Genomic DNA, 12,352 nt, shown 5'->3' with positions numbered 1-12,352 from the left:
ATGAGCGATTATCTTACGATGGCAGAGTTGGAAAACAAAACCTTAAAAGAGATCTACACCTTTGCCAAAGAGTTTCGAATTCCTTATTACAGCCAAATGAATAAAAAAGAATTGTCATTGGCTGTGATACGGGCGCAGGCGGAAAAACAAGGCTTCTTTTATATGGAAGGAATCTTGGATATCGTAGGCCAAGAAGGCTATGGTTTTTTACGTCCAATCAACTATGGACCGAGTGCAGAAGATATCTATATTTCTTCTTCACAGATTCGTCGGTTTAGTTTGCGTAATGGCGATAAAGTCGCCGGTAAGGCGCGCCCGCCTAAGGAATCTGAACGCTATTATGGATTGATGCACGTTGAGTCTGTTAACGGCAAAGATCCAGAAGATGCCAAAGAGCGTCCGCATTTTCCAGCGCTGACGCCCCTTTATCCGAACCGTCATTTAAAATTAGAAACAACGTCAGGACGTCTTTCGACTCGGATGATCGATATGCTGGCGCCAGTGGGTTTTGGTCAACGGGGACTGATCGTTGCCCCGCCTAAAGCTGGGAAAACCAGTATATTGAAAGAAATTGCCAATGGGATTACGGACAACTATCCTGAGGTGGAATTGATCGTACTTTTGATCGACGAGCGTCCAGAAGAAGTAACTGATCTAGAACGTAGTGTCAAGGGTGACGTGGTTTCTTCAACCTTTGACCTACAGCCTAGCAATCATACCCGTGTTTCAGAATTGGTACTAGAACGGGCGATGCGCTTGGTGGAAGACAAGCGTGATGTCGTGATTTTGATGGATAGTATCACTCGTTTGGCGAGAGCTTATAACTTAGTCGTTCCTCCAAGCGGACGTACACTAAGCGGCGGGATCGATCCAGCTGCTTTGTACAAACCGAAGAAATTCTTTGGCGCTGCCCGCAATATTGAAGAAGGCGGTAGTTTGACGATCCTTGCCACAGCTTTGGTAGATACCGGCAGCCGCATGGATGATGTCATCTATGAAGAGTTTAAAGGAACCGGCAATATGGAGCTGCAGCTTTCTCGCAGCCTCGCAGAACGCCGGGTCTTCCCAGCGATCGACATCAAGAAATCTGGTACCCGTAAAGAAGAATTGCTGATGAGCAGTGAACAATTGGAAGAAACTTGGCGCTTACGCAACAACATGTTGGGGGATTCCTTGGAGTTCACAGAACAATTCATTCAATTCTTGCGCAAAACGAAAAAGAATGAAGAGTTTTTAGCGGCTTTTCATGATGTCCATTTCGGAGACAAGCGGCCAAAAAGAAATATAAAAAGATAATTGCATCTAAAATCCAAACATGGTAAGATAGTCATGTTGTAAAATCGACAAATCAACTCTGGTGAAGCAAATGAGCCAGGGCAAAGGAGAGAAGAAGAAATGAAACAAGATATCCATCCAGATTATCATCCAGTTGTATTCATGGACTCAACTACTGGTTTCAAATTCTTATCAGGTTCTACAAAGAATTCTCAAGAAACTGTTGAGTGGGAAGACGGCAACACGTATCCATTGATCCGTGTCGAAGTAACTTCTGATTCACATCCATTCTACACTGGACGTCAAAAATTCACACAAGCAGACGGACGTGTGGACCGTTTCAACAAAAAATACGGTCTCAAAGACAACAACGCTGCAGAATAAGACAAATAAATGTAAATGTTGTTTCGATAACATTTCTGAGGTTTCCCTTTTACGAGGGAAACCTTTTTTTGTTTTTATAGGTAATAGACACTCAACTGCTAAACCGAAAGAAACCATTCAGAATCTGTTACAAACAAAGTAAAAGGAATCAATAAATCTGTAGGCAAGAATGTGGAAATTAGCACTGTAACGAATCCTATCTAGTAATTTTCGAAATGGAGCAATGATCAAGAGTGGTTTGATTTAATCATCGATTATTATTGAATATTCAAACTTCAATTGACATTTATCTTGAATAAAATTATCATTAAATTAATAATACTCCGTTATAAGTTTCTTATTTTTGACTTATTTTATCGAGTTCACACGATTTTTATTGAGAAAAGTAGATAGTTCTCTCTTTAAGAACCAGTTTCTATTCTACATAATTAAAGACCACTCACTAGCTATGCTTTAACGAATCACATCCAAAACAATCAAGAAAGGAAGAGACATGTTTTCATTTAAGAAAAAGAAGGAAGTCATTAATTTCCCAGAACTAAGCAACCATAATGAACGTACATACCCGAAAAAATTGAAAAAGATTGTGGCTCAATTAGAAACCTGTAAATCAGAGGATTTGAATTATATTGCTGAATGTATTTTACAAAAGATGGGATATACCGTCCAAAACATCGATGGTTACAAAGATGGTGGTATTGATGTGTATGCTTTTTCTAATAATAAAAAGGCAATAGCGGTCCAATGTAAAGCCTGGAATCCGCAAAAGACAACGGAGCGGATCAGTAAGCCACTCGTTGCCGCATTTAAAGGGATTTTTCCAGACAAAGGGTTTCCCAATGGGCTTTTCATCACTACACATTTTTTTACAGATCAAGCATTAGAAATAGCCGGTGATAATCTACTGTTGGTTGATAGAAAAAAACTGATTGAGCTGCTTGCGCATTTTTATCCAGAGATGATCAGTGAGTTGTTTTATTATAAAACCTTGACGGAATTAGAAGAATGCAAGAGTTGTAAAAATGGGAAGAAGTTGAAACTCTACAATAAGAAGAAGCGCAATTATTACTATATCTGCGAAACGTGCGGTGAGTATAGCTCTTTTCATTATTCGTCATGAGAAAAAAGAACAAGAGAATAAGCAATAAAAAACAGACATTCTATTAATGAATGTCTGTTTTTTATTAAGTGAAAACGCCAAAAAAGGCGGGAACATAGTTTTATTCCTATTTTCTAAAGCTTTGTTTTTCACCCACCCAGTCACTCAATAAACGATCTGTTTCGGATTTGCATGGGCCAAAATAAATTCTTTGAAATTGCTGACTACAGGTGGTAAGTAAGTCTCTTTATTGTAGGCTAAATAAAAGTATCGCTCCCAACTGATGCCATTAAGTTTGATTCGCTTAAGGGGCAAAGAGTCAAGCATCGTCATATTGGGAATGATAGCAATCCCCAATCCTTGACTGACTAGTCCAGCGATCACTTGATCGATCTTGACTTCGTAGGCTACTTGATAGCTGACGTTGTTACGCTGATAAAGGTCATCGATGATTTCACGTAAGGCACTTTTTTTGCTGAAAATAATCTGGGGATATTCTGCTAAGTCGTCCAAAGAGACTTCATCAAATTGTGCGAGAGGATGATCCAACGCGGTGATCACGACAAGTTCTTGACTTGCAATCGGGACGAATTCAATGGTTGGTTCATTGGTGATGTAGGAACAAATACCGAGATCATAGCGCAAGGTTTTTAGTCCTTGGACTGTTTCGGTACTGACGCTATCTGAGTGAAATTCAAATTGAATCTTTTTTTCAGGATTTGCTTCAAGAAATTGTTTAGTGATTTTTGGTACGTAAGATGTACCGAGGACTTGCAAAAAAGCAAAGCTGATATGCCCAAAGCCTTTGCTGATTTTTGTTACTGTATCGATACCCGAATCTAAGTTTTCTAACGTTCGTATAACATGTTCATGGAAAATTTTTCCAGGCTTGGTTAGGATCACATTTCGTCCGTTTTTTTCAAAGAGTTGTACACCTAGCTCATCTTCTAAAAGTGAAATGGCATTACTGAGACTTGGTTGTGTGATGTTGAGCAATTTACTCGAACGTGTATAGTGTTCTTCTCTAGCAAGGATATCAAAATATTTTAAATGCTGAAGATTCATTGAAACCTCCTCTAAAATCCTTCTTTTTTTATCAGTATATCACAAGACTTATATCTTTTATCTATAGATCCATAAAGAAAAAACAATTAGAAGTACGGAGAGGGAAAAGCTATAATAACGGTAATAAACATTGTGAATAAAAACACAATTACTGCGGCCGCTTTTTAGTTCGTGTTTTTATTTCCAGCTGTAAACCAAGTAGTAGTTGTTTACAGACTTTTAAAGGGGGAAATAACATGAGAAACATTCCATTGACGATTAGCTCTTACACATTAGGGACAGAGATTAATTTTGAAGACAGAGTGAAGATCGCGAAAGAGGCAGGATACGACGGGATCGGTTTACGTGCGGAGACCTATATGCTTGCTGTGAAGCAAGGCTATTCTGATGAGCGGATGCTTGAAATTCTTGCAGAACATGACATGAAAGTAACCGAGGTCGAATATATCACCTTGTGGGCTGATCCAAATAAAACGATGGAAACACCGGAAACACTGCTGCAACAATTTAAAGAGCAAACGATCTATCATATGGCACGTTTGTTTGGTGTTGGGCACATCAATTGTGGCTTAATGGAAAAATACCCAGCAGAGGTTCATATCCAAGCCTTTAAAGAACTATGTACACGAGCAAAAGAATTAGTCATTGGGTTAGAATTCATGCCTTATAGCGGTGTTCCTGATCTAGCTAGTGCATGGAATATTGTCAAAGAGGCAGATTGTGAAAATGGGATGCTGATCCTAGATACATGGCACTGGGCGAGAGCCAACATGACAGCAGCTGACTTGGAAGGGGTCCCAGCGGAGAAAGTTGTTTCGATCCAAATTTGTGATGTTTTAGAAAGACGATATCCTGATACGATCTTACGGGATGAGTCGATGCACGATCGCTTATGTCCAGGAACAGGATGGGGTGATACCGAAGGCTTCTTACGGGCACTAAAAGCACACGGCATCAAGCCTCGTGTTGTAGGCACGGAAGTGATTTCTGATCCGATTTTAAGTCAAGGCTATCAAAAAGCAGCAGAGCAAAATTACAAAACGAGTATTGAAGTGATCCAAAACGCATGGCCAGAATTGCTTGCGTAAAAAAAATCAAATAGAAAAGAGGAAATACGATGAGCGAAAAAATTTCGGGAAAAACGAAGCTCTTAGGATTGATCGGTACACCTGTTGGGCATTCTGGTTCGCCAGCCATGTATAATTATGGCTTTGACCAGCTTGATATCGATGCAGTTTATTTAGCTTTTGACATTAAAGAAGACCAAGTCGCCCAGGCGATCGAGGCATTTCGAACCTTCAAAATGAGTGGAAATGTCACGATGCCTTGCAAGACGGCAGCGGCAGAATACATGGATGAATTGACCCCCGCTGCAAAAATGGTTGGTGCCATCAATACTATCGTCAATGATGAAGGCAAGCTCGTCGGCCATATTACCGATGGTGTCGGCTTTGTTGATAATCTGCAAGCACACGATGTAAAAATGAAAGATCAAAAATTTGTTGTGATCGGAGCTGGTGGAGCTGCCACCGCGATCCAAGTCCAATTGGCGATCGAAGGCGCAGCCTCCATTGCAATTTTCAACATCAAAGATGCATTTTATGAAAAAGGCAAAGAGACCGTTGCTCGCATTAAAGAATATTACCCTGATCTAGTAATTGATATTTATGATCTGACGGATCAAGCGTTACTTGCTGAAAAAATAAAAGGAGCCGATTGTTTAGTGAATGCAACGACTGTTGGAATGGGTGAAGGAAATACAGCGACACCAATTGCAGACACAGAGGTACTGCATGCAGATTTGACGGTGGCTGATGCGATCTATAACCCACCAATGACCCAGTTATTGAAAGATGCCAGCGCAAAAGGTTGTAAGACCGTGGGTGGAAAAGGAATGCTGGTGGGACAAGGAAAAGCCGCCTTTAAACTGTTTACTGGCAAGGAACTGCCTGTCAGAGCAAACTAACTAGGGACCGAGTATCCCTTTCCTACGAAATACCAACAGGGAAATTTTCGTAGGAAAGCTGGATGTTCTTTTATAAGGAGCGTACAAATGAGAGCAAAAAAGTATATTTTGTCACTGGCAACTGTCTATATGTGTTATTTCACTCATGGGATCCAAGCTATTATTTTAAGCCAAAATGCGACTTATTTTTCGGATAAATGGGGCTATACCGATGCTTCTGCAGGAGCCGCTGCGGTATCGTTGGCCATCACTGCGACCGGATTAGGGAAATTCTTGACCGTCTGGATTGGTGGAGAAATTTCGGATAAAGTGGGACGCAAAAAAATGGCGGTCATGGGGGCTGTTTTGTATACGCTATGCTTTTTAGGTCTGTTACTGACGACGAATATGGTGATCGCGTCTGTCTGTGCCTTTATCGCAGGGGTGGCGACTTCTGGTTTCTGGGATGCTGCATTGTATCCCGCTTCTCAAGAAGCAGCACCGAAATATGCGGCTTCAGCAATGATTGGGATCAAGTTTTTTGTTTCTTTGTCAGGGGTTATCTATCCCTTACTTGTGGTAAATTTCATCCGGTCTGGGAATCAGTCGATGGGGATTATTATTCCATTAGTCCTATCGATCGTCTGCACGATTTTAGCAGCTATCGCGCCATTCGCCTATGATGACATGATGAAAGAAAAAGCGGCAACCGTTGATGGAAAAGAAACGAATGCGGTTCAAGAAGAAATTGCGGCGATGAAGGCCAAAATGCTTGTTAAGCCGAATATAATCGTTAACTTCTTCACAATGTTCTTTGGTTTTATCTGTATGTTCATCATGTACGGCGCCCAACAGTATACCAAAGCGTTTGGTTTGACGAATGCTGGTTTGACTGAGATGCAGTCAGCGGGGCTAACATCGATCTATACTTTTGGCTCAATGGTGGCTGTTTTGTTTTGGGCAGTAATGATGGGGAAATTGCGTTGGAATCCCTTAAAAGTCTTATTTATTGATACGGTATTCATCGCTCTTGCGTTAGGGATGGTATTAGTGATCCAACATGTCGTAGTGATTTATATCAGTATCGCCTTCTTGGGTTTCTTTGCTGCCGGAGGGGCGTTGCAAACTGGGCTAGGGGTACGACAAATGTTTTGCCCTGGACCAAAAGGTCGAAATACCGGGATCTACTATACTTGGATGGGCTTAGCAAGTACCTTTTTACCTTACATCGTTGCTTCCATGACTCGGTCAGTAGGAGAAACGCAAGCGATTTTTATTATGATGGGCTTATTACTCGCAGCTGCGGTTTTAGCGATCGTCATGATGGTTTATTTGTTACTGCAACACAAAAGAGTATTTGGCTACAGCGCATTTGATAAATTAAAGGACTAAACGTCCTGGAGGATAGTGGCCAACCACTTCCTCCTTTTTCGCTTTTGTTAAACGGCGGCATTCGCGTATCTGGCTGCAGGTTCAAACGGCGTAATTTGTATGGAGGAGAAGAAGAATGGATAGCTTGATTGGCTTATTACTAGTAGTGTCATTTGGTGGCATGGTTTTTTATTGTATCAAAGGATATAACCTGATGATTGGTTTTATCGTTATGGCAACATTATGGGTGTTGTTGCCGCTTATAGGGAATGTCATTTCACCCAATCCGGCATTTGAAAACCTCCCTTTTACCGAGATGCTGGCACAGGTCTATCAACAGGCGCCAGAACGCTGGGGGGCTTCACAAATGAATATTTTTGTAGGAGCATTCTTTGGTAGGATCTTGTTGGAAACGGGCATTGCGGCAACTATCATTCGTAAGAGTGTGGAACTAGGTGGGGATAGCCCAGCGATTATTCTAGTAATTGTCAATTTGATTACCGGCTTTATCTTTTCATCCATGTCAGGTGCCGGATCTGTCATCGCGATCGCCGTGATCGTATTGCCAATTTTATTTTCGATTGGTATTCCTAAAGTCGTGGCATTCTTTAGTTTTTCGGCTTCCGTTGCAGCAGGTGTTTTCTTAAATCCAATCAATTTCACACAGTATCAAGCCTTTTTTGGCAATGTGAATGGTGGGGTTGATTACACCTATAATGATTATTTTTCGTTTGGATTATTGGCTTTCTTTGTGATGATTCTGGTTTCTTCGATTTTTGCTATTGGGTATTTGAGAGTAGAAAGTTTGACCTATGCTTGGGCGGTTGGAGAAGAACCGAAAGTTCAAGACGTTCCTAGTTTGGCGATACTTACCCCTTTTATACCGGTCGTAGGAGTCATCATCTTTCAATTTCCAGTGATCTTTTGTTTTATTGGTGCGAGTCTTTATGCCTTGTGGATTTGTGGTGTTTTAAAGGATGGGTTTAGAAAAGATTCTCAGATTTTGACACGTATTTTTGCAGATGGGGTCAAAGATACTGCGACCTTAGTTGCCTTTTGGATGACCCTTGCGATGTTCAATGCAGCTGCAACCTTCGCTGCACCTTATTTTGAATCATTGCTAGGAGGAATCATTCCGACGCATCCCTTAGCGCTTTGTTTGCTTTTTGGTTTTTTAGCTCCCTTGACCTGGTTTCGCGGGCCACTTTCTTTGATTGGTTGTGGGGCAGCGTTATTAGCAGTAATCAGCAATCAAACCAATTATCCTGTGACGTTTTTATATCCGTTGTTCATTTCTAATATGATCGGTATGGGTCATTTTGATTTGACCATTTCTTGGAATGCTTGGGGATTAGGCTTCAATAATATCAATACGAAAGATTACATGAAGGTTGCTTTTTTACCAGGAGTCGTCATTTCGCTGGTTCTTGAAATTGCGACGTTCCTGTTATATAGCCCGATTTAAAAAAGTAGGTGAAAAAAATGAGAAGAAGTGTCCGAATTGGCATTGATGTGGGTGGAACCCATACAAAAGCTGTCGCAATCAACAATGACACGCAAGAGGTGATTGGAAAGTCATCTGTAAAAACGACCCACAAAAGTGAGCAAGGGGTTGCAGAAGGTGTAGTGGCCTCTTTTATTAAGTGTTTAGCCGAAAATCAGATCCAGCCAGATGAAGTGGTCTTTGTCGCTCACAGCACAACCCAAGCCACCAATGCACTCTTAGAAGGAGATGTAGCGAAGGTCGGCATTATCAGTACAGCAAAGGGCGGCGTCGAAGGTTGGCTGGCAAAGTGGCAAACGGCATTAAAAGACATTGATTTAGGTACGGGAAGAAGTATTGAAGTCGTTGCTCGCTTTATTCCTAAAAAAGAGCTTTCAGAAGCAACAATCGAAGCGGCATTAGCAGAACTACAACAGGCACAAGCTCAGGTCATCGTGACTTCAGCAGCTTTTGGTGTAGATGATTTACAAACAGAAGAAAGAATCGCTGAAGTAGCCAAACGAAAGGGCATCGAGGTAACCTTGGCGTCGGAGATGACCAAACTATATGGGTTATCCCGGAGAACCCGTACCGCAGCAATCAATGCATCGATTTTGCCAACGATGCTGGAAACGGCAAATTCAACAGAAAATAGTGTTCGCCAAGCAGGTGTGGATGTACCACTGATGATCATGCGGGGCGATGGCGGGTTGATGGACATTGTTGAAATGAAAAAACGACCGGTGCTAACGATGCTTTCTGGTCCAGCAGCCAGCGTGATGGGAGCATTGATGTATCTGCGAACGTCGAACGGTATTTATTTTGAAGTAGGGGGAACTTCGACGAATCTTGGCGTTATCAAAAATGGTCGGCCAGTCATCGATTACTCAGAGATTGCAGGCCATAAGACGTATGTCAATTCATTAGATGTTCGCGTCCTAGGTGTGGCTGGCGGCAGTATGGTTCGAGTGAACAAAAAAGGCGTGATAGACGTCGGCCCAAGAAGTGCCCATATCGCTGGGTTAGAATATAGTACGTATCTGCCAGAAGAAGAGATCGTTGCACCAGAACTGGAGCTTTATGCGCCAAAAGAAGGTGACCCAGCAGATTATGTTGCAATCAAACTTGCTAACGGGAAACGAATTACGATCACGAATTCTTGTGCAGCGAATGTCTTAGGATATGTCACAAAGGATGATTTTTCCTATGGCAATGCCCATTCGGCCAGAAAAGCCATGCAGCCTTTAGCGAAGTACTTAGAAACGACGGTGGAGGATGTCGCACAGCAAATATTGGATCAAGCAGTCCAAAAAATAGCACCTGTGATTCAATCTTTTGCCCGCAAGTATCAATTAGAGCCTAACCAAATGACTTTAGTAGGTGTAGGAGGAGGCGTCTCTTCACTGATCAAACATGCAGCGAAACAATTGTCGTTGAATTATAAAATACCTGAAAATGCTGAAGTGATTTCATCGATCGGTGTGGCGTTATCCGTCGTTCAAGACGTGGTGGAACGAATTGTCCCGAATCCAACAAAAGCGGATATTGCAGCAATCAAGCAAGAAGCAGCTACTTTGGCGATCGAGAGTGGGGCAACGCCTGATAGTATTGAAGTCTATATTGAAATCGATCCTCAGACGCAAAAAATTACTGCGCGAGCCTCCGGTGCCACAGCTGCTCAAGCCGCTGAGCGTCAAAACCAAATTAACCGTGAAGAAGCGCAAGACATTGCCTATGCTGAGCTGCAAGTTGCTAAAGAAAACGTGGTTTCTTGTGCTACGAGTGAACATTTTTATATTTATGGCGCAGCGACAAAAAAAGGCGATCGTGTTTGTGTCATTGATCATCGAGGCTTTATTCGCGTGCAAAGAGACCATGCAGATGTCGTGAAAACGACGATCCAAAGTTATAGTGAACAAATCGCTCGTCTTTGGGAAAGTATGGCGAACTACCAAAGTGATCTAGTCATCCGGCCAGATTTTTATATTTGTGCTGGACCGCGTCTCTTTGATTTTAGTTCGACAGATTATACCCAATTGATGATGTTGATCGATATTGAATTAAGTCAGTTGATTGGTACAGAAGAGATTATTATTATTGCTGCGAACCGCTTGCAGTAGGCCAAGGAAGGAATGAGAACCGTGAAAGTAGAAGAATTTTGCCAACAATTTTTACACCTATGGTCTCGAGCAACCAATCCTCACCTGCAGCTGTTCAAACAAGACCCCCTTCACGCCAAAGTTGATCCTGCGCAGGCAGAGTCCTTTATTGAAACTGCTGAAAGCATAGGTAAGCAAGAAGCCCGCTGGTATCGAGAGCATCCTCAAGAATTGCAAGGAATCATTGATTCATTAAAGATCAATGAACTGCCTGAAGCGCAAGCGCAACAGGAGCGCTATACCTTTGCTGTCTATAAAAAAACAGATCATATTATGATTGATCGCAATTTCTTGGCGCAAGCGCAGCATTTTATCGAAGCACAGCAATTAAGCCGATTACTTCCTGCGACGACACTTACGGAATTGGTTTTCATGTATGAAGTGTTTCATGTATTGGAATATCGTAAAAATCTCTGGACCATTCAAAGACAACTGCACTATCAGATAGGTTTTTTGAAAAAACAGGCACGTCTCTATTCCTTGAGTGAGATCGCTGCTGCATCTTTTGTACAGACGTTTTATCAGCTGGAAAATTCCCCTACATTGCTTGCTAGCTGCATAATCTATTGTAAAAATCCTGAGCTCGCTCAAGCGCTCGTTACGACTGCGTTAAAGGAACAAACCATTCACAGAAGCTATTGATCAATGGAAAAAAAGAATTAGTTTCTCTGCTCATATCAAGGTATATTGTTAGTGAAGAATATAACAATATTAGAGGTGGTATAAATGATGGAGCAATCTTGGTTGAATCTTAAGAATGAGGTCGTAGTCATTACCGGCGCTTTAGGCGGTATGGGGAAAAAAATTGCACAGGACTTTGCTGATCAAGGCGCACAACTTGCATTAGTTGATTTGCATGAGGAAAACCTTGCCAACTATGCAGTACAGCTAGCAGATCAATTTGGTGTGAAAGTAAACAGCTATGTTTGCAATTCGACGATCGAAGCGCAGGTAGATGCATTGGCAGAAAAGGTCAAAGAAGATTTTGGCCGCATTGATGTTTTGGTAAACACAGCGGCTATTTTGAAATTTTCATTGCTTGAAGATCTACCATTTGAAGAATGGAAACAAGTGATCGACGTCAACTTAAACGGCTACTTCTTGGTTTCTCAAAGAATCGGGCGAGTGATGATCGCACAAAAATCAGGGCGGATGGTGCATGTCTCAACGATCGCCTCAATCAGCCCTGAAACATATTCTGGTGCGTATAGCCCAAGTAAGGCTGGAGTTAATATGATGTCGAAACAAATGGCTGCAGAGTGGGGGCAGTACGGCCTTCGCAGCAATTGTGTCTTGCCATGCTTTGTGAAGACACCTTTATCCGCAAGCTTTTATGCAGACCCAGAAGTTGAAGAGGGGCGGAAACGTTTAACTGCCAATAAGCGAATCGGCGATGTGCAAGACATTGCTAATGCAGTCCTTTACTTAGCCAGCGAACGTTCCGATTATACGAACGGGCACGAATTACGTGTTGAAGGTGGTTTTGGGATCATGATGGGGGATCAAGTACCAAAACCTGGCGGGCGTAAACAGTATGCCATCAATTTTCGGCCGGAAAATCAAAAATAAAT

General features: G+C 42.0%; 11 protein-coding genes. 10 read left to right on the top strand and 1 reads right to left on the bottom strand.

The genetic code is table 11. From position 1 onward, the window contains the following. The 3 genes from rho to IGK85_RS13285 all read left to right on the top strand — a co-directional run bounded on the left by rho (position 1) and on the right by IGK85_RS13285 (position 2,779). Positions 1–1,296: a transcription termination factor Rho gene (rho, locus tag IGK85_RS13295; RefSeq protein WP_005233978.1), complete on the top strand. Its 1,296-nt coding sequence runs from the start codon at positions 1–3 to the stop codon at positions 1,294–1,296. Between the two features lie 99 nt (positions 1,297–1,395). Further along, positions 1,396–1,659 (top strand): type B 50S ribosomal protein L31, encoded by a 264-nt coding sequence (locus IGK85_RS13290; RefSeq protein WP_008380527.1) that lies wholly within the window; start codon positions 1,396–1,398, stop codon positions 1,657–1,659. Between the two features lie 493 nt (positions 1,660–2,152). Beyond that, positions 2,153–2,779, top strand: coding sequence for a restriction endonuclease (locus IGK85_RS13285; RefSeq protein ID WP_008380529.1), 627 nt, complete (start codon positions 2,153–2,155; stop codon positions 2,777–2,779). A 144-nt stretch (positions 2,780–2,923) separates the two neighbouring features. Here the strand turns inward: IGK85_RS13285 and IGK85_RS13280 are convergent, their stop codons facing one another. After that, entirely contained in the window at positions 2,924–3,823 is a 900-nt protein-coding gene (locus IGK85_RS13280; RefSeq protein ID WP_005234023.1) for a LysR family transcriptional regulator, read from the bottom strand. Between the two features lie 236 nt (positions 3,824–4,059). Between IGK85_RS13280 and IGK85_RS13275 the strand changes: the two genes are divergently transcribed. From IGK85_RS13275 to IGK85_RS13245, 7 genes are all read left to right on the top strand, one after another. Then, positions 4,060–4,911 (top strand): sugar phosphate isomerase/epimerase family protein, encoded by an 852-nt coding sequence (locus IGK85_RS13275; RefSeq protein WP_005234024.1) that lies wholly within the window; start codon positions 4,060–4,062, stop codon positions 4,909–4,911. 29 nt (positions 4,912–4,940) lie between these two features. Further along, positions 4,941–5,789, top strand: coding sequence for a shikimate dehydrogenase (aroE, locus tag IGK85_RS13270; protein ID WP_008380533.1), 849 nt, complete (start codon positions 4,941–4,943; stop codon positions 5,787–5,789). A gap of 87 nt (positions 5,790–5,876) precedes the next feature. Continuing rightward, positions 5,877–7,160 (top strand): MFS transporter, encoded by a 1,284-nt coding sequence (locus IGK85_RS13265; protein ID WP_008380536.1) that lies wholly within the window; start codon positions 5,877–5,879, stop codon positions 7,158–7,160. A gap of 115 nt (positions 7,161–7,275) precedes the next feature. Beyond that, positions 7,276–8,604 (top strand): hypothetical protein, encoded by a 1,329-nt coding sequence (locus tag IGK85_RS13260; protein ID WP_008380538.1) that lies wholly within the window; start codon positions 7,276–7,278, stop codon positions 8,602–8,604. A 17-nt stretch (positions 8,605–8,621) separates the two neighbouring features. After that, positions 8,622–10,742 carry a hydantoinase/oxoprolinase family protein gene (locus IGK85_RS13255; RefSeq protein WP_086316550.1) on the top strand — a complete coding sequence of 707 codons (2,121 nt, stop codon included), beginning with the start codon at positions 8,622–8,624 and terminating at the stop codon, positions 10,740–10,742. A 12-nt stretch (positions 10,743–10,754) separates the two neighbouring features. Next, the gene (locus IGK85_RS13250) at positions 10,755–11,423 is read left to right on the top strand and encodes a hypothetical protein (RefSeq protein WP_429972262.1); all 669 of its coding nucleotides are present in this window, start codon (positions 10,755–10,757) and stop codon (positions 11,421–11,423) included. Positions 11,424–11,510: 87 nt separating this feature from the next. Continuing rightward, complete coding sequence (locus IGK85_RS13245) at positions 11,511–12,350, top strand: SDR family NAD(P)-dependent oxidoreductase (protein ID WP_035006971.1); 840 nt, start codon at positions 11,511–11,513, stop codon at positions 12,348–12,350. Positions 12,351–12,352 lie beyond the last annotated feature (2 nt).

Source organism: Enterococcus sp. AZ015 (assembly GCF_050499225.1).
Taxonomy (GTDB): Bacteria; Bacillota; Bacilli; order Lactobacillales; family Enterococcaceae; genus Enterococcus_D; species Enterococcus_D entomosocium.
The sequence above is the reverse complement of the archived record's forward strand: the minus strand, read 5'-3'. Positions and strand labels throughout refer to the sequence as shown.

Excerpts from the sequence above, each read along its gene's own strand:
- aroE (WP_008380533.1), top strand. The coding sequence starts at position 4,941 with ATGAGCGAAAAAATTTCGGGAAAAACGAAGCTCTTAGGATTGATCGGT.
- IGK85_RS13255 (WP_086316550.1), top strand. The coding sequence starts at position 8,622 with ATGAGAAGAAGTGTCCGAATTGGCATTGATGTGGGTGGAACCCATACA.
- IGK85_RS13290 (WP_008380527.1), top strand. The coding sequence starts at position 1,396 with ATGAAACAAGATATCCATCCAGATTATCATCCAGTTGTATTCATGGAC.
- IGK85_RS13245 (WP_035006971.1), top strand. The coding sequence starts at position 11,511 with ATGGAGCAATCTTGGTTGAATCTTAAGAATGAGGTCGTAGTCATTACC.
- rho (WP_005233978.1), top strand. The coding sequence starts at position 1 with ATGAGCGATTATCTTACGATGGCAGAGTTGGAAAACAAAACCTTAAAA.
- IGK85_RS13250 (WP_429972262.1), top strand. The coding sequence starts at position 10,755 with ATGAGAACCGTGAAAGTAGAAGAATTTTGCCAACAATTTTTACACCTA.
- IGK85_RS13275 (WP_005234024.1), top strand. The coding sequence starts at position 4,060 with ATGAGAAACATTCCATTGACGATTAGCTCTTACACATTAGGGACAGAG.
- IGK85_RS13285 (WP_008380529.1), top strand. The coding sequence starts at position 2,153 with ATGTTTTCATTTAAGAAAAAGAAGGAAGTCATTAATTTCCCAGAACTA.
- IGK85_RS13280 (WP_005234023.1), bottom strand. The coding sequence starts at position 3,823 with ATGAATCTTCAGCATTTAAAATATTTTGATATCCTTGCTAGAGAAGAA.
- IGK85_RS13265 (WP_008380536.1), top strand. The coding sequence starts at position 5,877 with ATGAGAGCAAAAAAGTATATTTTGTCACTGGCAACTGTCTATATGTGT.
- IGK85_RS13260 (WP_008380538.1), top strand. The coding sequence starts at position 7,276 with ATGGATAGCTTGATTGGCTTATTACTAGTAGTGTCATTTGGTGGCATG.